Consider the following 20035-nt stretch of genomic DNA (forward strand, 5'->3'; position numbering starts at 1 on the left):
AATTTGTGCACCCCACTCTTTTATCGGCCCCATCGCATAGCGATTGCGCCCCAAGTTAATCCGCCGCCAAAACCAACCATTACAATCACATCGCCGTCATGAATTTTTCCGGCTTCGATTTCTTCACATAGTGAAATTGGAATAGAAGCTGCTGATGTGTTTCCATATTTATGGACAGTCTTCGACATTTTTTCAACTGGCAGCTCTAAGCGTTCGCGTGCTGCTTCCATAATGCGAATATTTGCTTGATGCGGGATCAAGAAGTCAACGTCTTCTTTTGATAGTCCAGCTTTTTCAATGACGTTTACACTTGACTCGCCCATTTGTCTTACAGCAAATTTAAATACTTCTCGTCCATTCATGATTGTATGATCTTTTTCATCTAAGTACAAGTGCTTCCCGCCGCTTCCATCTGCTCCGAGTTCAAATGATAGAATTCCTTTGCCTTCGCTGACTTCTCCCAGCACAGCAGCGCCAGCTCCATCTCCAAACAAAACAGCTGTATTGCGGTCATCCCAGTCGGTAATGCGAGAAAGTTTTTCAACACCGACGACAAGCACGTGTTTGTAAGTTCCTGATTCGATAAATTGTTTTCCAGTAACAAGCCCATACATAAAGCCAGCACACGCAGCGCTAATATCCATTGCACATGCTTTATGTGCACCGAGCTGCTCTTGAATCATACAAGCGACTGTCGGAAATGCTTGATCTGGCGTGACTGTCGCCACAAGAATCATATCGATATCTTCTGCAGCCACATCTGCGTCAGCTAATGCTTTTTTTGCAGCAGCAAGCGCCATATGAGATGTATTGACATCATCAGATGCAATTCTTCTTTCTTCTATACCTGTTCTAGTACGAATCCACTCGTCAGAAGTTTCAACCATTTTTTCTAAATCATGATTTGTTAATACTTTTTCAGGTATATAGCGGCCAAGGCCAATAATTCCAGCATTCATTGAATAAGACTCCTTTTACTCATACGAGCATGTGATATTGTGATCTTATATTAGTATCTGGTACTAATTTTACCTTATTTTTTTCTTCTTGGCAATACAAACGTCTAACCTTTCCTCTCACTTTTTTCATAGATTAATGATATATACCAATAGTAGAAAGGAACATGTGATATGGCGCAAAAAGATATTTTCTCAGCAATGATGTTTGGACAGCCGATTGAAAAGGAGAAAACCAAGTCAGAGGCAAAGGAGGAACGTGCGGAGACATCTTCAAGTGATGACTCAATTGACTACATGCATGTCATGAATCAAATTGGGAACATTATGAACTCCATCGATGAGCTGAAGCCTGTGTTTAAAGATGTTGGTCCTATGATTAGTGCCTTCAAGAAAAAATTATCATAAAAAAAAGCCACTATTCTGTGGCTTTTTCTGATTCTGCATCTGCTTTTCCAAGCTCGTATGCTTCCTGCATGACAGATGTAAATAATGTTAGCAGCGGCTGAAGCGCTTCAGGCTCAAGCTGAATCCCTGCTTTATCTAATTCTTCCTTTGCCTGCGGAAAATACTTCATGGCAATTTGTAAAAATTCCATCGATTTTTCGTGCTGCATGATCGTCGTCTCCTCACTTTTCATTTGGCAGTTTGCCAGTTTTTTTGTAAGACGCAATATCACTTTCAATGTCTTTCACAAAAGCGTCGTCAATGGTGGTGCTAAATTTCCCCATCTCGATCACTCCTTCTTTAAAATCAAAGGAGTACTCACCTTGTTCATTTAGCTTGCCTTCATTAAATTTCTTTGCAATGATGCTGTACGCTTTATCAACATGCTGGACAGTGCTCGTTAAAACCGTATGACTTCCGAGGTTGGATTGATCGGTCACGTACCCGATCGCTGATAAATTATCGGCTTTGATTTGTTCAATGACAGGGATATTATAACCATCACCTGCGGGATACACAACATCTACGCCCTGCTTTTTTAATTTTTGATAGAGCTCCACCGCTTTGTCAGCATCATCCCAGTTTTCGACAAACTCTGCTAACACTTGTACATGTTCATCTTGATATTTTGCCCCTTTGATAAAGCCGTCTACCTCACTTTGCCAATCATATGTAGCAAGAATACCAATCTTTTTTGTTTTAGACATATGTGCAGCTGTCATGCCTCCGAAAAAGCCCATCGCTTCACCTTTAAATGTCACGTTTGTGACATTGTCCGCCTGAGGCTTGTTTCCATTGACCGTAATAAATTGTATGTTTGGATAATCTTCACTGATCAAGTTGAAAATTTCACTGTATTCATTGCCATGGCCAATAATCAAATTGACTCCTTTTTTATGGAATTCTTCAATGGCATCAACGATTTTCTCCTTGTCGACCATTCCTTCCTTATAATAAACATCTACACCAAATGTTGATTGGATACTTAATAAGCCTTTATAACCTTTCGTTCCCCAAACTTGATCATTGATCGTATCGGGGACGAGTAAACCCACCTTCTCAATTTTTCCTTTTAAAGGCGCCTGCGAGCAGGCAGATAATAGAAGAAGGAACGAAAAGATCATGACAAGCCGCTGGTACTTCATGCCATGTTCAACTCCCTTTTGCAACATGCAGTGATGAACCTGTATGTTAAATATAGGTTTATTTTATACTGAAAAAAGATAAGATGGAAGATCATTCTTGCTTTTTGTCGAAAAATGTTGAGTTTTGTCTTTTCCATTCAGCTATCATATCTTCTGCTTTTTTGTCATCTGTTTCGCTTTCTACCTTCAATTCATACGTCATGTCCTGTCTTTGACCTGTGTCTGATGCCCATTGTAACAAGTTCTTCGCCACATCTTCTACAAAAAATGAATCTGCACGCTTTGTTTGATCTTCATTGAGTGTCCATGGTCCGAACATGTGAGGAAGAATCACTGCCGGCACATTCTGTTTTGCTGATTCGTTTTCAGGTTTATCAAAAAGAATCCGGTACATGCCATGCTTTGCTTTGATGTCTTCCTGCCTGTTATGCGGTTCCTCTGATTGAATAAAAATGAGATCATACGTGTCTTTGCTATCCTGAAGGTCAATGACACGAACGAGATCATTTCTGCCCAGCCACATCATCCGCTCTTCTAACAGTCCTTTTTGTTCTTCTTTAAGATCATGAGGACGCGTGATATCCACTTGAATGCCCTCTTTCATCATATATTCACAAAGTGTCAGGCCAAAAAACTCATCTGCCCCTATGATCAGTCCTGTTTCCATGTTCATGTCCCCTTTTTTAATATCGAATAAAAAGAAGAGCCCTTTCTATGAAGGGCTGTTATCATCCTATTCATCACAATTCTCTTTCATGCGATTTATAAAACTTGTGAATGGATTGAAAGATTCTTCTCGGATGATCAAACATATGCAGTGTGAGATCGATCTGACAATGTTCTGGATTTTTCATATGCTGATCAATAAAAGGTTTTGCGTGAAGTTCATATGCATAAGGTGCACCGTTTAGTCTTTGCCATATATGAATCGGCACATGAGCAGAATGAACAGGGCAAGAAGGCAGTGGATACGTTTCAGCTTCCTTTTCAGAACAGCCATAGCTCTCTGCTAACTCTTTGATCAGCTGCTTGTAAAAGAATTTGTGTTCCTTTTCTCTTTCTCGTTGTGCATCCAGATTCAGACATGGATTCATCATCGCAATGGACCTTAACACTTCAGGCATCTCCTTAGCAAGGCTCATGGCAACAAGTGCGCCCATTCCCTCTGCGAGCACATGAATTTCCCGGTTTAATATTTCTTGTTTTAATGTGTGATGCACGAGCTGCTTGGCACTAAAAACAGCATCTTCGCATCCCCAGTGATTCCCATGAAGTTGACTATTAAACAATGTATATCCTTCATCCTTTAAGGCAGTTAAAAGCTGGTTTCTTCCATAATGCTGAAGCCAGAATGATGTATTTTCCTGCACAAAGTGATTTCGGTCACCGAGGATTAGAATGCCAAAGCCATTTGGTTTTTGAGGAAGGTGAATGATGTTCCACTGGGAACCAAGCTGGAAAAAACGTTCGCTTACACCCATATGGCCAGCCTCCTTTCAGTGATTCTGCTTTCTATGATATGAACAACAACTCTTGTAGGAATAAGGAAATCCCCTAAAGACAGAAGAATTCTTTTTATTTTTATAGCAGAAGGTCTAAAAATGGTCACATAAAGGCGGAAAACAGTCTTTTCCCTTCACTTGCATCTATGGTATGATAATCAATAGATTGTTACATAAAGGACGGTGGGATTATGCATTATATTATCACCCTCATTTGGACTTTTCTGCTGACACATATGGCTGGTTACATCGTTGCCTCTATGAATGGAGCTGCTTATGATTTTACGCTCACTTCCATTCTTGCAGTTGTGTTTACGGTTATTTTATTCATCTTTGCTGAAGTAAGTCCAATGAAAGAAACGGAAAGTTCAACAAAACACTCTTAATATGCAAGAAAACGATTTGTGAAAAAGAGCTAAAATGATGTTTAGCTCTTTTTTCTTTTTTTCTGCGTGATTGAAAAGCGGCATGCTAAAACCCCCTGTCTATAACATACAGGGGGTTTTTATTGTTCACACCTCGACAGTTTCGGACTTTTGTTTGTCCGCTGTCAAATGGCTTTTCGCAAGCCCTGTAAACAGGAAGATCGCGATACCTGATAAAATTTCAAGGATTCCTCCGCCAGCAATGACAGGTCCCGCTCCAAATCTTTCTGCCAGAACGCCTGATACGACAGCTGCAAGCGGGAGAAAGACATTTGATGACGCATTGATCACAGCATATACTTGCGGCTGATCCTCTTGATCAACAGACGTTTGAATAATGACCATTTCCGGTACATTGATCGCACTGACAGCAGCTCCAAAAATAAAGGAAGCAAGCAGAACGACCGGCAGCCATGTACTCATCCCTGTAATAAAGAACGCAGCCCCTTCAATCATGCCAGCGACAATAAAGAACAAACCAAATCTCTTAATTTTGACCTTCGCTAGAGCAAAGCCCATCATAAACGCGCCAACTGCAGCAACGCCTCTTAAAATGGAATACACCATGGAGTCGCTTTGCAGCGCTTCTGCTACGTATACTGCTGAGAGCGCCTGCCACGGAGCTGCTGCGACATTCATTAAGATACAATACAGTGTGAGTGCAAATAAAGTGTGATGGTTTTTGACAACGAGAAACCCTCTTTTTAAGTTATACAAATATGTATTCTTCGCTTGTTTAATGCCTGCTGCTTTTTCTTCATCGGTTTTCTTCAGCTTAACCCCGATAATAAACAGACCAGAAATAACAAATAAAGCAGTGGTGATCAGCAGGGTATCAGCAGGTCCAATTAATTTAACCAAAAGACCAGCCACCATGACTGCTGCAAGTGCAACAATCTCAAAAGAAGATTGCAGGATCGCATTTGCTTTTTGAATGAGATGCTTTGGAACAATCTGCGGTAAGATGGCCACCGAAGCTGGATTATATGCTGCACCTGTTGCCGATTGAATAACCATTAATGAGATCAATAACCATAGAGGCAATAGATGCGAAAAGTGCAGAAGTGGAATAATGAGTACAATTGTTGCTCGAACAACATCTGAAGCGAACATCCATTTAGACAAATGATGCTTTTTCATAAGAGGTCCTAATATTGGGGCTAACAAAGATGAAGGGAGAACAGTTACTGCTAGAAGAAGTCCTGTACCGAGCGCTCCATCCCCTCTTAAAATCAATAGCCAAAGGACGGATGTAAAAGCAAAACTTTCCCCTGTGTTTTTAATGAGTCTTGATATGAATAATGAGGTGAAGCGTTTATTCCAAACACTTTCACTGAGATTCATCTTTTCCATCACACAAATCCTTTCAACAATATATTACATATTTTACCTTAAGTTCTCTTTTTTTCATACTATTTATTTGAAAATTGGAACTTAATTGTTTTTTATTATAAAGAAAAAAGAGGCATGACACATGCCTCTAAAGACTTATTCCTTATGACTCTTAGTCAATTGCTTACGGCTTTCTTTGGTAAGTCCAAACACGATTATGGTTCGAGTTATCAGGAAAGACATCGCCTGCTTTAAGCTTAATCTTTAAAGGATCTTTCACCATACTGCCAGTTTCACCGATCTCGATATATACACCATTATTCGGTGCCTTATTCCCTGATTTAAATTGATGCTGCTGACCCATTTTCATCCTCCTTTCTCGATTGATGTTATTATGTCCCGTCCCTTGCCACTCCAATCCTTTATGCAAAAAGTCCCTGCTCATACGAGTCAGGGACACTTTGATTTATTTGGATGGTTGATACATAAGTTCTTTCATTAACGCTTTTTGCACATGCAGGCGGTTTTCTGCCTGCTGAAATACTTTTGAGTGCGGCCCGTCAATAATATCTGCCGTCACTTCTTCGCCGCGATGTGCCGGGAGACAATGAAGGAAAATATAGTCCTTTGCCGCATGACTCATCAGTTCGTCATTGATTTGATATTCTTTAAATTCAGCAAGACGTTTCTCTGTTTCTGCTTCCTGTCCCATGCTTGTAAACACATCTGAATAAATAACATCTGCATCTTTTACAGCTGCGACAGGATCTGTCGTCACGGTCACTTCTGCACCTGATTGTTTCGCAAACTCACGGGCAGTGTCTGTTACTTCTTGAAGTGGTTCATAGCCTTTTGGTGATGCAACCGCAATGTCACAGCCTAGCTGCGCACAGCCGACCATCAAGGAGTGCGCCACGTTATTTCCGTCACCGATATAGGCGACTTTGATTCCTTTTAACGTGCCTTTTGTTTCTTTAATCGTTAATAAATCAGCAAGTGCCTGACATGGATGTGAGTAGTCCGTTAATCCATTAATGACTGGAATAGACGCGTATTGTGCAAGCTCTTCAACCTTCTCATGCTCAAAGGTTCGAATCATAATACCGTTGACATAGCCAGACAGCACCTGCGCTGTATCACTGATGGTTTCCCCTCTGCCAATTTGCAAATCATTTGAGCTGAGGAAGAGCGCATGTCCTCCTAGCTGCGTCATCCCCGCTTCAAACGAGACACGGGTTCTAGTCGAAGATTTTTCAAAAATCATTGCTAACGTTTTCCCTTTGAATAAATCTTGATATGGGTTTTGTTTCATTTCTTCCGCTTTTTCAATTAAATAAGCAATCTCATGGATTGAGAAATCTTTTAACGATAAAAAGTCTTTTCCGTATAATGCCGGTTGCACGTCGATTTGACTCATGCCGTCACTTCCTTTTTATATAATTCATGGAGTGATACTGGTGATACATCTCCATTTTTCCCTTGCAGGAATGCTTGAACTGTTTCATATTCAGTTAGAACTTGAACGCCGTGTGTGAGTGCTTTTACACGCTGCTCTTTTGCCTCTTCATCTTCTCCTAAATGAATATGAAGGGATTTATCTTCATTCTGCAGCCAGGATTCAAAGCTGCCAGTCCAGACGTCAAAGCCTGCATGTTTCGCTTCATCGATCAATTGCTCACTGCCTTGTATAAAGAGGCTTCCTTTTTTCTTCCAGATCGGTGCAAACACTTTTTTCAAGGCGCTTTCGGCGTTCTTGCCTACACACATTCCTTCTCCTGTCGCTTTCATTTCAGGTGTCAGCTTGAGGTCGATATCTTGAATGGCATGGGATGAGAACACTGGGAATTTGACCGCTGTCCCCCCTTTGTTTTTCGTTGCAGGGTTTAGCTCTTCAAGCGCCGCACCAGCTAATAATTGAGTGGCCATTGGGATCATATCAATGCCCATTACCTTACTGACGACTGGAACAGTCCGGCTTGCCCGCGGATTCACCTCTAATACAAGCGCCTGATCACCTTTGATGACAAATTGGATATTCATAATGCCCTTGAACGCTAATTTCTTCGCTATTTGTTCAGACGCAGTATGCACCTGCTGTTTGATATCTTCACTGATTGAGATGCTTGGTAAAATGGCAAAGCTGTCACCTGAGTGCACGCCCGCTTTCTCAATATGTTCTACGATCGTTGGAATGAAGGCTGTTTTTCCGTCAGAAATAAGATCCACTTCAACTTCTTTTCCAGTGACGTACTCATCAATTAAGATTGGGTATGGCAAATGATCTGGCTGATCGAGCAGTGATGCCAAATGTGCTTCTGACTGAACAACGATCATTCCCATTCCGCCAATGACATACGATGGGCGAATTAATACAGGGTAACCGATGCTTTTCGCATGTACGAGTGCTTCTTCTTTTGAATGAGCTGTATCTCCTTTTGCGTGAGGAAGGTTCAGTTCATCAAGAAGCTGATAGAATAAATCACGGTCTTCAAGTGCATCCAGCGTAGCAAAGGATGTACCTAACAACGTGACACCGGCTTTTTCTAAGCCTTCTGCGACGTTGATCGCAGTCTGTCCGCCAAATTGGACAATGACAAAATCAATTTGTTCTGCTTCCACAACGTTTAGGATGTGCTCTAATGTAATCGGCTCAAAATATAAACGATCTGCAATCTCATAATCAGTACTGACTGTTTCTGGATTGTTGTTCATCATGATGGTTTCAAATCCAAGCTTTTGCAAGGTAAGAACGCCATGAACGGCACTATAATCAAATTCGACCCCCTGCCCGATTCGAATCGGACCTGAGCCAATGATAAGAGCACGCTGCTTTGTTTTTTCTTGATGCTCACCATCACTTTTTCCAAAGTAGGTGGAATAGAAGTAATTCGTTTTTGCATCAAATTCCGCCGCACATGTGTCGACAATTTTAAATGAAGCAGCAATCCCGTACTCTTGACGGAGCTGCCTGATTGACTCTTCCGTTTGACCCGTAAGAAGAGCAATCGTTTCATCAAGGAATCCTTTTTCTTTTACCTTTTTCAAGGTATCTTTTGATAGCGTCCCCTTATGATCGTTCAATTCTTGCTCGAGCGTAATCATATTCTGGAACACATGTAAGAAGAATCGATCGATTTTCGTCGTTTGATGAATCGTTTCAACCGTTTCTTGTCTTGAAAGAAGCTCCATAACTGCGAAAAATCGGCGATCGTCTGGTGTTTTGATGAGTTCAAATAATTGTTCTGTCGATTGCTCTTTCAGTTCTGGCAGGTGGAAGCCCTTCGTTTTAATTTCAAGGGATGCAACTGCTTTTTGGATGGCTGATTCTAAATTCCGATCAATCGCCATGACTTCGCCAGTAGCCTTCATTTTTGTGCCTAATTGACGGTCTGCCTGTTTAAATTTATCAAACGGCCAGCGCGGGAATTTCACGACAACATAATCGAGTGCCGGCTCAAAACTAGCATAGGTTGTGCCTGTGAGCGGGTTTTTCAATTCGTCTAGCGTATACCCCACCGCAAGCTTAGCTGCCATTTTCGCAATCGGGTAGCCTGTTGCTTTTGATGCAAGAGCGGATGAACGGCTGACCCGAGGATTCACCTCAATGACAAAGTATTCTTTACTGAGTGGATCAAGGGCAAATTGGATGTTACAGCCGCCGACTACATCCAGCGCTGAAATGATTTTCAGGCTCGCTGAACGGAGCATTTGATAATCCTGATCCGTTAGTGTTTGGGAAGGTGCAACGACAATTGAGTCTCCTGTATGCACACCAACTGGATCGATATTTTCCATGTTGCATACCGTGATACACGTATTTTGACGGTCTCTCATGACCTCATATTCGACTTCTTTAAAGCCAGCTATGCTTTTTTCAACTAAACACTGGTGAATTGGACTCGCTAAAAGAGCTCCTTCAATGAGCGGCTTAAATGCCTCTTCTGTTAGAGCGATTCCGCCGCCTTTACCGCCAAGTGTGTATGCTGGTCTTAGGATGACTGGGAAGCCGACTTCTTTTGCAAATTGAAGGGCATCTTCCGCATTATCCACAATTTCACTATCTGGCACAGGTTCGTTCAAATGCTTCATGAGAGCACGGAATTTCTCTCGATCTTCACCGTTTTCAATTGTTTCAACTGACGTTCCGAGCAGAGTTACCCCATGCTTTTTCAGCACACCGGCTTTTTCTAGCTCGACAGCAAGGTTTAAAGCCGTCTGTCCGCCAAGGTTGGCTAAAAGACCATCTGGTTTTTCCTTTTCAATGATTCTTGTCACTGAATCAACTGAAAGCGGTTCAAAATAGATTTCATCAGCAAATGACTCGTCTGTCATAATGGTTGCTGGGTTATTATTCACTAAGATGACTTTGTAGCCTTCTTCTTTTAAGGCCATACATCCTTGTGTTCCTGAGTAATCAAATTCTGCTGCCTGACCAATGATGATTGGACCAGACCCGATGACTAGAATGGTTTGTATGCTTTGATCTTTAGGCATGTGCGACTTCTCTCCTTGCTTGTTTCACTTTCTCAATAAAATCATCGAATACCCATTCACTTTCAGCAGGCCCTGGGTGTGCTTCTGGATGAAATTGAACTGACATAATCAGCTTTTCTTTATGAATGAACCCTTCTACAGATCCATCATTGACATGAAGGAATTTCACATCCACTTCTTTATCATTCATGCTTTTTTCATTCACCACATAGCTGTGGTTCTGACTTGTCATAAAGACACGTTTGGATTCTGTATCCTGTACAGGATGATTCGCTCCCCTGTGGCCAAATGGCAGCTTATACGTATCTCCGCCAAGTGCAAGAGCGATTAATTGGTGACCTAAGCAGATTCCAAGTGTCGGAAATGTCATCATGATGTCATGAATCGTTTTTAAATACGGTGTCATGGTTTTCGGATCTCCAGGTCCGTTTGACAGCAGGATGGCATCTGGTTTGATCTCAAACACCTTTTCCATTTGTTTATATGGAATGACGGTTACTTTACAGCCGCGCGCTGCAAGCGAATCTGCAATTGATTTTTTAAAGCCAAAATCAATGAGCGCCACATGTTCCTCACCGCTGCCTTGTGTGTAGATCTCGCTATCTGTCACCTGTGCGACGACATTGTCTTGTTTCATTGCAGGCGGCGTTTCGTTTTCGTCTACACTAAGCACAGCGTTCATCGTTCCATTTGCCCGGATGTTTTGCACGACTGCACGCGTATCTGTATGTGTCAGAAGCGGAATATTCCACTTTTGTAAATAATCTTTTAAGCTGACCGCTGCAAGATGATGTGAAAAATGCTCTGCTGCCTCGTAAACAACCACCGCTTTTACTTGAGGCTTTTTGCTCTCAAAGTCTTCATGATTAATGCCGTAATTTCCGATCAGCGGATATGTGAAAACAATGATCTGACCTTTATAGGAAGGATCTGTGAGCACCTCTTGATAACCTGTCATACCTGTAAAAAAGACCACTTCACCTGTGATGCCAGCTTCTCCTGTCAGATCTCCTTCAAAAGAGGCTCCATCTTCTAAATTTAAATAACCTTTCATGCTTATGTCACCCCAAAATTGAATAATTAATGATATAAATGTATTTTTATACGTTTCTTTGTAAAAAAATTTACACCGAAACTGTTTTATTGGCTAATACTTGAACAATTGCTTCGATCGCTTGATCCAGCTCTGCTTTCTTCACATTCAGCGGAGGTAATAAACGAATGACATTTGGACCAGCTGGAAGCACCAGCAACCCTTGTTCTCTAAGAGCTGTGATATAATCACCAACTGGCTGATCACATTCAATACCTGCCATCAATCCTTTTCCCCGCACTTCTTTTACAATATTCAGCTGTTTGACATTTTGCAGCTTTTCTAACAAGTAATCGCCCTTTTCTTTCACTTCTGAAAGAAACTCTTCTTGGAAAATTACATCGAGTGTCGCATTCACAGCAGCCATGGCAAGCATATTTCCACCAAATGTTGTACCATGTGAACCTGGGGAGAATGCATCTCCTAGAGCTTTTTTCCCTATAACTGCACCAACTGGAAAGCCGTTTCCTAACCCTTTTGCCGCAGAGATAATATCAGGATCAAGACACGTCTCTTCGTACGCAAATGCTGTTCCTGTACGACCAATGCCCGTTTGAATTTCATCTACAATCAGCAGTGCTTCATGCTTTGTGCAAAATGCTTGAACTGCTTCTAGAAATTCTGGTGTCGCTGGATTCACTCCACCTTCACCCTGCACAACCTCCAGCATCACCGCTGCCACATCATCGACTGCACAGGCTGACATAGCGTCTGGATCATTAAACGGTACATAGTGAAAGCCTTCTAGCATAGGACCAAAGCCAGTTTTGATTTTATCTTGACCCGTAGCAGCCATACCAGCATACGTGCGCCCATGGAAAGAGTGCAAAAATGTGACGATATTTGTTTTCCCTGTCGCTTTACGTGCTAATTTAATGGCACCTTCATTTGCCTCTGCTCCGCTATTGCAGAAAAATACGAGATCCCCTGAACTGTTTGCTGCCAGCTTTTCTGCTGCTTTTTCTTGCAGACCATTTTCAAACAGATTCGACACATGCCAGACGTGATCAAGCTGTTCCTTAATGGCTTGATTGACCTTTGGATGATTGTGGCCTAAATTTGTTACTGCAATGCCTTGGATAAAGTCTAAATATTTTTTTCCATTTGTATCGACTGCCCAAGAACCTGCTGCCTCTTTAATCTCAACATTCCACCGTCCATAGTTTTGAAAAAGATGACTCACAGGACCGCCTCCTTTTGTTTTACGATTCTTGTGCCTTTAAAGGTTTCTCCTGTAAAGATACTGCCTTTGCCATTTACGATCATCACTTCATCCACATCACCTGATAAAGCACTCAAAGCTGATTGTACTTTTGGAATCATTCCCCCGGAAATAATGCCTTCATCAATGAGTGAAAGGGCTTCTTGTTCGGTGACGACATCTAATAGTTCACCATTTTTTAAAATGCCTTCAACATCTGTGACAAACATGAGCTTATCAGCTTTCATGGCTCCGGCGACAGCTGATGCTGCTAAATCAGCATTCACATTTAAGGTTTGGCATTCTTCCGTCATAGACAGCGGCGCAATTACAGGAATGAATTGTTTCTCCATGAGTGCTTCCGCCATCTCTGGATGAACTTCTTTGATTTCGCCAACGTACCCATAAACCTCTTGATCAAGGAAATCGGCGACTAACATCTGCCCATCTTTACCGGATACGCCGACAGATGATATATCATGCTTTGCGAGCTCTGACACAAAGTATTTATTGACTGTTCCCGAGAGAACCATTTCGGCTACTTCTAACACAGGCTTCGTTGTTTTACGCTGACCGTCAACAAATTCTGTTTTCACTTCTAATTTTTGCAGCATGTCGGTGATTTCAGGTCCTCCGCCATGCACGATAGCCAGCTTAAATCCAGCAGCTTGAAGTGAGCGGACATTTTCATAAAATGTATCTGAAAGTTCTCGAATGACACTGCCTCCACACTTGAACACGATCGTTTTATCCATGCCTATCTCCTTCTTTATGTGCGATAGCTCGCGTTAATTTTCACATAATCATAGGTGAGATCACAGCCCCAAGCTGCTGCTTCACCATTTCCCTCACTCATTTGAATGAAAATCGTAATCTCATCCTGCTCTAGATATGCTTTTGCTTCCTCTTCTGAGAATGGCTGCGGTTCATTGTGTTTGAATAAACATTGTCCGCCTAAATAAACTTCTACCTCTTCCGGAGTGACGGAAGCTGCGCTATGACCAATGGCTCCAACGATTCGGCCCCAGTTAGCATCCGTACCATATACGGCGGTTTTGACAAGACTTGAACCAACGATTTTTTTCGCAATGATGCCGGCTTCCAAATTATTTTTAGCACCAGCGACTTTCGCTTCAATTAATTTCGTTGCACCTTCTCCATCTCTCGCAATCTCTTTGGCTAAATCCTCACAAGCTAGTTTTAATCCTTCTTTAAACAATGGCCATTCTGGATGCTCTTCATTGAGTACATCGTTTTCTGCCATGCCATTTGCCATCACGAGCACCATATCGTTTGTCGACGTTTCTCCATCGACGGTAATTTGATTAAAGGTCACATCCGTAATGTCACGAAGCGCTTGCTGTAAGGCTTCCTGTTCGACATTTGCATCTGTTGTGACAAAGCCAAGCATTGTCGCCATGTTCGGGTGAATCATGCCAGAGCCTTTTGCTGCGCCTGAAATGATGATCTCTTTTCCGTCTATCGTAAGGGTGTATGTTGTATTTTTAATGACAGTATCTGTCGTTAAGATCGCTTCTTCAAAATGGCCTTTTTCGGCTTTTGCTTCTTTTAACTCGGCGATGCCCTTTTTGATTTTATCCATCTCCAGACATTCCCCAATGACACCAGTAGAAGAAACAGCAATGTAATCAGGTGCTACACCTAACATATCTGCACAGGCTGCCTGCATGTCGTATGCGTCTTTTAATCCCTGCTCACCAGTACATGCATTGGCGATGGCACTATTGACAATGACACCTTTTAATTGTCCTGTCTTTTTTAAGCTTTGTTGTGTGACTTTGAGAGGCGCAGCTTGAAAGTGACTTTGTGTGTAGACCGCTGCACTTGCTGCTGGTACTTCGCTGACGATGAGGCCAAGGTCTTTTTTTGAATAGCGCAAGCCAATGTGAATCCCCTTCGCTTCAAAGCCTTTTGGTGATGATACGTCACCGTCTATTTTGACAATGCTTTTTTCATTCAATTCGATCATGTTTGTTGTCTCCCCTGTTCTCTTATGGATAAAGAGGTGTCATTGTGAGGCCCGCCTCTTCATGTAAGCCTTTGATGATGTTGAAGTTTTGAACCGCTTGGCCGGCCGCGCCTTTCATGAGATTGTCTATGACCGACACGATTGTAAGTCTCCCTGTTCGCTCATCTAAATGAAAGCCAATATCACAGAAGTTACTGCCATATACTTCTTTCGTTTGTGGATAAACGCCGTGATCTCTCACTCTGACAAAATAGGAATCTTCGTAAAAGCCTTTCATTCGCTTCATCAATTCTTCTTTTGTGACATCCGTTTTTAACTGTGTATACATCGTCGCCATAATCCCTCTTGTCATCGGGACAAGATGCGTAGAAAATGTGACGTTCGCCGTCTGCGGATTCCATTCTCTTAATATTTGCTCTATTTCTGGCGTATGCTGATGCTCATTCACCTTATAAATTTTAAAGTTATCGTTTAGTTCTGAAAAATGCGTTCCAAGTGAGGCAGATCGTCCGGCACCGGACACCCCTGTTTTTGCATCTATTATAATCATAGATTCATCGATGACATTCTGTTTGATGAGCGGTGCTAAACCGAGAAGAACTGCGGTAGGAAAGCAGCCCGGATTGGCAATCACTTCAGCTTGTTGAATTTTGTCACGATTCAGTTCGGATAAACCGTACACCGCTTGTTGAACAGATGCTTCATCCGCTGCCCTTCGTTTATACCAAGCTTCATAGGTGGCTCCATCTTGAATGCGCAAGTCACCTGATAAATCAATGATCGGCACTCCTTGATTCATAAGCTTGGGCGTCAGTTCACTTGATACGCCTGCTGGCGTCGCTAAAAACACAGCATCTGTCTCTTGCACAATAGCAGCCGGGTCAATGGCTTTTAATGTTTGGTCAGTAATCGTTGTTAGATGCGGATAAGATTGACTGTATGATTGCCCATCACCACTTGATGAATACAATATACATTCCTCCACATGCGGGTGATGCTTGAAGATACGAACCAATTCCGCACCACCGTACCCTGTAGCACCTATAATACCTATTTTCAACGTCAATACACCCTCTTGATCTTTGTGAAATTATTTAACATTATAACATGTATAAAAATTAATTCAATTGTATATTTAATATTTGTTTTCATTTTTTTTCAACAAAAAAACCGCATATCTTCATGAGACATGCGGATTTATCTTTCGTTTTTGATATAGATGACCATGAGCGCACTGCATAAATATAATATAGAGCTTGCATAAAAAATGAAGTAAACGGTAAAGAAATCAGCGAACAGGCCTCCAAGCATAATGGCGATGGATGAAAAAAGGGCTGTCCAAAAATGATAGTGACCGACTTCTTTCATTCTTTTGTTCTCTGTTGTCAGATCAGTGACGAGCAGTTTCTCTCCGTGCTTTTGAAAGCCGCCTAGCGCACCAAGTGCCAGCTGAATCATATACACTTGCTCCACTTCTGTTATATGCGGAAAAAGCAGCAAAAGAAACGCCATACCGAACGAATGAATGATTAAAAAGAGCCGCCTGTCGGTGGTTTCGGGTAGTTTCCCTAAGAGTAAATGAATAAATGCTCCGCTTAAACCAAACAGGCCGTAGGCAAGACCAAACTGTGAATAGCTTGACCCAACATTTTTAATAAAAAGAATGTAAAAAGGGAAAATCAAACTGCTGGCGAAAAACAGCAGACTTTGTGAGTAAACGAACCATTTCATTGCTTTTGCATTCATTGTGTATTGTACCTCTCATAAAAGTAGTTGGTGAACGTGCCATCTGGATCTGCTTGTTTTTTCTTTTGGAAGAATACATCGGTTTTAGGATACGCCCGCTTCATTTGCGCTTTCGTTTGATAAGGCATATACGGTAAGTAATAGCTTCCATCGTGCTGCAGCGTGATATCTGTCATTTTCCGAATGATTCGCTCGGCTTTCGCCTTCTCTTCTTTTTCGAACCCGTAATTCACTAAAAGCACAAGTGCAAACATATCTTGTTTCGCATAGGAGAGATCCGCTTTTTCATTTTTTTGTACATAACGTATTGTGATATTCATTAGATTCAAATCTTCTTGTTGTAAAAAGGATCTCATGTCATCAATGTACGAACGAAAACGGTCAACTGGGACGAAATATTCCTGCAGCACATCTGTGTCAGATTCATTTTCATATTCTAAAAAGGCAGAGTCAGAACGCATCACATTGTTTCTTGTGATCAACTGATCATTTTGACTTAAGAAATACTTTTTTTGCAAATTCCAGAGCAGATCTTTTCCCATATCAAATCTTCTTGAAAGGCCGAGCATAAATTTCAAAGGCATGACGAGTTGGTCTTCTTTCAGCTCTTGATATGATGCGATCCCTTGTTGTGAAGTGAGTGAATAATTCGTCACATACATCTCTTTCAAAAAGTTTGATTTCGCTGTTGAGATTCTGGCAAGATGCATGCGTACTTCTTTATTGTGTTTGACATGCTTTTGAAAATAATCCGTATACTCATCGTAACCCAGAGAGGTTGTCTCCATTTTATATAGTTCATCTTTTGTTAAAGAAAGCTCCACATCTAAAATGACGCCGAACAAACCGTATCCCCCAATGACGGCAGTAAATAAATCATCGCCTGGCTTTACTGTGACGATCTCACCATCTGCTTTTAACAGCCTGAAGGAACGAACTGTGTCAATGAGTGACCCGTAACGAATGTCACGTCCATGTGCATTTGCACTTAAAGATCCGCCAATTGTAAAGATATTCTGCGATTGCATTACCTTCACAGCAAGACCATATGGATTCACATATTTTTGTATATCATCCCATGTAGCGCCGCTTTGAACCCGAATCGTTTTCTTTTTAGGATCAAACGCTAAAATCTGGCGGAATTCCGTCATATCGAGCACGATGCCGTTTTCATAATATGTGTGGCCGCCCATACTATGCTGTTTACCGGCAATAGAAATCGGCAGGTGTTTTGCTTTTGCTTCTTTCAATACTTCTTTTAACGTGTCTATTTCTTTCCCTTGAACAACTTTTTTGATTTTGACAGGCATGAGATGACTAACATCAGTAAAAGCCTCAAGATCCTGTTTTTTGTGTGTTTGGCCTTCTCGTATAGTGATTGATACAAAAAATGCAGTAGCATATACGATCAAAAGAACGACCCATAGCCATTTTCGTTTCATGATAGGTACTCCGTTCTATAAAATTACATCCATTATATCAAGCCATTCTCTTCCTCCACCTTAATTTTTCATAAAAAAACCTGGCATGAGTTTATCTCATACCAGGCATTTTTCATTTTGTGCTTATTGAATACCGAGCGCGATTTTTGCGTATCTTGACATTTTGTCTCGTGTCCAAGGCGGATTCCATACGATGTGAACTTCTGTTTCTTTTACTTCTGGAAGATCACTTAATGCTTTTTTGACTTCATCCACAATAATTGGTGCAAGAGGACAACCCATTGATGTTAAGGTCATGGTGATATCCGCTTTTCCATTCTCATCAAGATCGACATCATAGACAAGTCCAAGGTTGACGATGTCGACATTCAGCTCAGGGTCAATCACCTGTTCTAGGGCGCCTAAAATATTTTCTTTCAATGCTTCATCCATGATATCCACTCCTTTTTCCATTAGTATAACGTACTTTTTGTTATGACTAAACGTTTGTGCTTTTCAGATGAGTCACAAACCAGTCAATCGTTTCAAACATCGCTTGTCTTGAGACCTTATGGCCAGCTTGTCCATCAGTGATAAAGCGAATCAGGTGCGGATCCTGCTTATATTGTGTGGACGCTAACTCATCGTATAGGGATTTTGCGTGCCTGTACGGGACCACAGGATCATTTTCTGCATGCCAGAATAACAGCGGTCTTTTGTTTAATCGATCCGTTTGCAGCGTTAAATCATATGGGCGCAGGGCGTCTAATTGCAGATGAACCTCTTCGTCTGTAATGTCTTTCATCAACCCTTTGTGACGCATGTCCATGATCTGTGCTTTTAGAAACGTCGTATAGTTCGGACTCCCCATCAGGCTGACAGCGGCTTTGATCCAGTCATGTTTGGCAAGTGCACCAAAGGTAGTGATGCCGCCCATGGAAGTACCTGCAACGCCTATCAAATCGGCTTCAATCAATTGTTTTTCTTGAAAGTATGTTTTGAGTATATCGATTTCACGAATTTCGTTCAGGACAATTTCCCAGAACTTTGATGCCAGTTCCTCTAAGCTGAGGTTTTCTGATCTTACACCATGATAAGCACAGTCAGGCAAAATGACTCTCATGCCTTTTTCCGCCAGATGGAAGGCGAAGTGTAAATTATGCTCTCGTGCACTTGTAAATCCGTGAATAAAAAATACAAGCGGCAGCGGTTTGTCTTTATTTTCAGCTTTTACGATATGTAAAAATGGAATATCGCGCGTAATTTGCTCATCAATGGTGATCACAGCCTATGAATCCTCCTTTATCATTCCCGTCTTTGTTTATTTTAACATGTAGACAACAAAGATGTGATAAAGATACACTATAGAAAGAGGCGCTAACATGAATTGCCTCCTATCACTTACAGATCAAAGGAGATTTTATGGAGACTAAACCTTATCTAATCGCACTTGACCTGGATGGCACATTATTAAAAGATGATAAAACCATTTCTGCGCACACACTTGACGTCATTCAAAAAGTGAGAGACAGCGGGCATCACGTCTGTATATCAACAGGCCGGCCATTTCGATCCAGCTCTCCTTATTATCAGCAATTACAGCTTGATTCACCAATTGTGAATTTTAACGGAGCGTTTGTCCATCATCCTCTTGATGAGAAATGGGGCAGATTTCATACGTCACTTGATCTTCAAGTGGTCAAACAGCTTGTAGACATTAGTGAAGAGTATAAAGTGCACAATGTGTTAGCTGAAGTGTTAGACGATTTGTATTTCCATTATCATGATGAAAAACTCATTGATATCTTTAATATGAATGCAAACAAAGTCACTGTTGGGGACCTAAGGGACAACCTTGGAGAGAATGTGACGAGCGTGTTAATTCATGCAAAAGAAGAGGACGTCGGAGCTATTCGAAGCTATTTATCAGATGTTCATGCAGAAGTGATTGATCACAGGCGCTGGGCTGCCCCGTGGCACGTGATTGAAATCATTAAAACAGGCATGAACAAAGCTGTTGGACTGCAAAAGATCAGTGATTATTACGATGTTCCTAAGGAGCGGATTGTGGCATTCGGAGATGAAGACAACGATTTAGAAATGCTTGAATTTGCTGGATGCGGTGTGGCAATGGGCAACGGAATTGATGCCGTGAAACATGTCTCAAATGAAGTCACTGATACAAATGAACAAGACGGGATTGCAAAGTTTCTAACGAATTACTTCTCGCTTTAATTTTTCCATTCATACATAGCAGATGGAAGCGGGCATACTACCGTTAGA

At 41.6% G+C, this 20035-nt stretch carries 21 protein-coding genes; 3 read left to right on the top strand and 18 right to left on the bottom strand.

Going from position 1 to position 20035, the window contains the following annotated elements; translation table 11 throughout:
- Positions 1-20: 20 nt before the first annotated feature.
- Positions 21-959, bottom strand: coding sequence for a beta-ketoacyl-ACP synthase III (locus AC3WTB_RS04150; protein WP_024425052.1), 939 nt, complete (start codon positions 957-959; stop codon positions 21-23).
- A 171-nt stretch (positions 960-1130) separates the two neighbouring features.
- Here AC3WTB_RS04150 and AC3WTB_RS04155 point away from each other — a divergent pair, with 171 nt between their 5' ends.
- Positions 1131-1364 (top strand): hypothetical protein, encoded by a 234-nt coding sequence (locus AC3WTB_RS04155; RefSeq protein WP_058838841.1) that lies wholly within the window; start codon positions 1131-1133, stop codon positions 1362-1364.
- 10 nt (positions 1365-1374) lie between these two features.
- On the opposite strand, the gene AC3WTB_RS04160 is transcribed toward AC3WTB_RS04155, so the two are convergent.
- From AC3WTB_RS04160 to AC3WTB_RS04175, 4 genes are all read right to left on the bottom strand, one after another.
- Complete coding sequence (locus tag AC3WTB_RS04160; RefSeq protein ID WP_024425054.1) at positions 1375-1572, bottom strand: ComZ family protein; 198 nt, start codon at positions 1570-1572, stop codon at positions 1375-1377.
- A gap of 13 nt (positions 1573-1585) precedes the next feature.
- Complete coding sequence (locus AC3WTB_RS04165; RefSeq protein ID WP_058838840.1) at positions 1586-2548, bottom strand: BMP family ABC transporter substrate-binding protein; 963 nt, start codon at positions 2546-2548, stop codon at positions 1586-1588.
- Between the two features lie 91 nt (positions 2549-2639).
- Positions 2640-3215: a hypothetical protein gene (locus AC3WTB_RS04170; protein WP_059374928.1), complete on the bottom strand. Its 576-nt coding sequence runs from the start codon at positions 3213-3215 to the stop codon at positions 2640-2642.
- Positions 3216-3288: 73 nt separating this feature from the next.
- Positions 3289-4029 carry a hypothetical protein gene (locus AC3WTB_RS04175; RefSeq protein WP_144495199.1) on the bottom strand — a complete coding sequence of 247 codons (741 nt, stop codon included), beginning with the start codon at positions 4027-4029 and terminating at the stop codon, positions 3289-3291.
- A 212-nt stretch (positions 4030-4241) separates the two neighbouring features.
- On the opposite strand from AC3WTB_RS04175, the gene AC3WTB_RS04180 reads away from it, so the two are divergent.
- Positions 4242-4436: a YjzD family protein gene (locus AC3WTB_RS04180; RefSeq protein ID WP_003211779.1), complete on the top strand. Its 195-nt coding sequence runs from the start codon at positions 4242-4244 to the stop codon at positions 4434-4436.
- 126 nt (positions 4437-4562) lie between these two features.
- Here the strand turns inward: AC3WTB_RS04180 and AC3WTB_RS04185 are convergent, their stop codons facing one another.
- The 13 genes from AC3WTB_RS04185 to AC3WTB_RS04245 all read right to left on the bottom strand — a co-directional run bounded on the left by AC3WTB_RS04185 (position 4563) and on the right by AC3WTB_RS04245 (position 19037).
- Entirely contained in the window at positions 4563-5828 is a 1266-nt protein-coding gene (locus AC3WTB_RS04185; protein WP_492333367.1) for an MFS transporter, read from the bottom strand.
- Positions 5829-5991: 163 nt separating this feature from the next.
- A complete protein-coding gene (locus AC3WTB_RS04190; RefSeq protein WP_008348517.1) occupies positions 5992-6171 on the bottom strand; it encodes a YjzC family protein in 180 nt (59 codons plus the stop codon).
- A 102-nt stretch (positions 6172-6273) separates the two neighbouring features.
- On the bottom strand, positions 6274-7224 hold the full coding sequence (argF, locus tag AC3WTB_RS04195) for an ornithine carbamoyltransferase (protein WP_144490910.1): 951 nt from the start codon (positions 7222-7224) through the stop codon (positions 6274-6276).
- Entirely contained in the window at positions 7221-10301 is a 3081-nt protein-coding gene (carB, locus tag AC3WTB_RS04200) for a carbamoyl-phosphate synthase (glutamine-hydrolyzing) large subunit (protein WP_268503016.1), read from the bottom strand. Before carB ends, argF begins: the two co-directional genes overlap by 4 nt.
- Positions 10294-11355 carry a carbamoyl phosphate synthase small subunit gene (locus AC3WTB_RS04205; RefSeq protein ID WP_039177774.1) on the bottom strand — a complete coding sequence of 354 codons (1062 nt, stop codon included), beginning with the start codon at positions 11353-11355 and terminating at the stop codon, positions 10294-10296. The genes carB and AC3WTB_RS04205 overlap by 8 nt, the downstream gene beginning before the upstream one ends.
- Before the next feature lie 70 nt (positions 11356-11425).
- Complete coding sequence (gene argD, locus AC3WTB_RS04210; RefSeq protein WP_492333368.1) at positions 11426-12577, bottom strand: acetylornithine transaminase; 1152 nt, start codon at positions 12575-12577, stop codon at positions 11426-11428.
- Positions 12574-13350, bottom strand: a complete 777-nt coding sequence (argB, locus tag AC3WTB_RS04215; RefSeq protein ID WP_212040183.1) for an acetylglutamate kinase — start codon at positions 13348-13350, stop codon at positions 12574-12576. The genes argD and argB overlap by 4 nt, the downstream gene beginning before the upstream one ends.
- A 14-nt stretch (positions 13351-13364) precedes the next feature.
- Positions 13365-14585, bottom strand: a complete 1221-nt coding sequence (gene argJ, locus AC3WTB_RS04220; RefSeq protein WP_039177764.1) for a bifunctional ornithine acetyltransferase/N-acetylglutamate synthase — start codon at positions 14583-14585, stop codon at positions 13365-13367.
- Positions 14586-14607: 22 nt separating this feature from the next.
- Positions 14608-15645 carry an N-acetyl-gamma-glutamyl-phosphate reductase gene (argC, locus tag AC3WTB_RS04225; protein ID WP_047201777.1) on the bottom strand — a complete coding sequence of 346 codons (1038 nt, stop codon included), beginning with the start codon at positions 15643-15645 and terminating at the stop codon, positions 14608-14610.
- 137 nt (positions 15646-15782) lie between these two features.
- Complete coding sequence (locus AC3WTB_RS04230) at positions 15783-16331, bottom strand: MFS transporter (RefSeq protein WP_039177758.1); 549 nt, start codon at positions 16329-16331, stop codon at positions 15783-15785.
- A complete protein-coding gene (locus AC3WTB_RS04235; protein WP_492333369.1) occupies positions 16328-17773 on the bottom strand; it encodes an FAD-binding protein in 1446 nt (481 codons plus the stop codon). The genes AC3WTB_RS04230 and AC3WTB_RS04235 overlap by 4 nt, the downstream gene beginning before the upstream one ends.
- A gap of 123 nt (positions 17774-17896) precedes the next feature.
- On the bottom strand, positions 17897-18205 hold the full coding sequence (locus AC3WTB_RS04240) for a metal-sulfur cluster assembly factor (RefSeq protein ID WP_024425066.1): 309 nt from the start codon (positions 18203-18205) through the stop codon (positions 17897-17899).
- Positions 18206-18251: 46 nt separating this feature from the next.
- Positions 18252-19037 carry an alpha/beta fold hydrolase gene (locus tag AC3WTB_RS04245; RefSeq protein ID WP_047201775.1) on the bottom strand — a complete coding sequence of 262 codons (786 nt, stop codon included), beginning with the start codon at positions 19035-19037 and terminating at the stop codon, positions 18252-18254.
- A gap of 137 nt (positions 19038-19174) precedes the next feature.
- On the opposite strand from AC3WTB_RS04245, the gene AC3WTB_RS04250 reads away from it, so the two are divergent.
- A complete protein-coding gene (locus AC3WTB_RS04250) occupies positions 19175-19987 on the top strand; it encodes a Cof-type HAD-IIB family hydrolase (RefSeq protein ID WP_492333370.1) in 813 nt (270 codons plus the stop codon).
- The last annotated feature ends 48 nt before the right edge of the window (positions 19988-20035 follow it).

This window comes from Bacillus sp. EB106-04-04-XG123 (assembly GCF_058791855.1).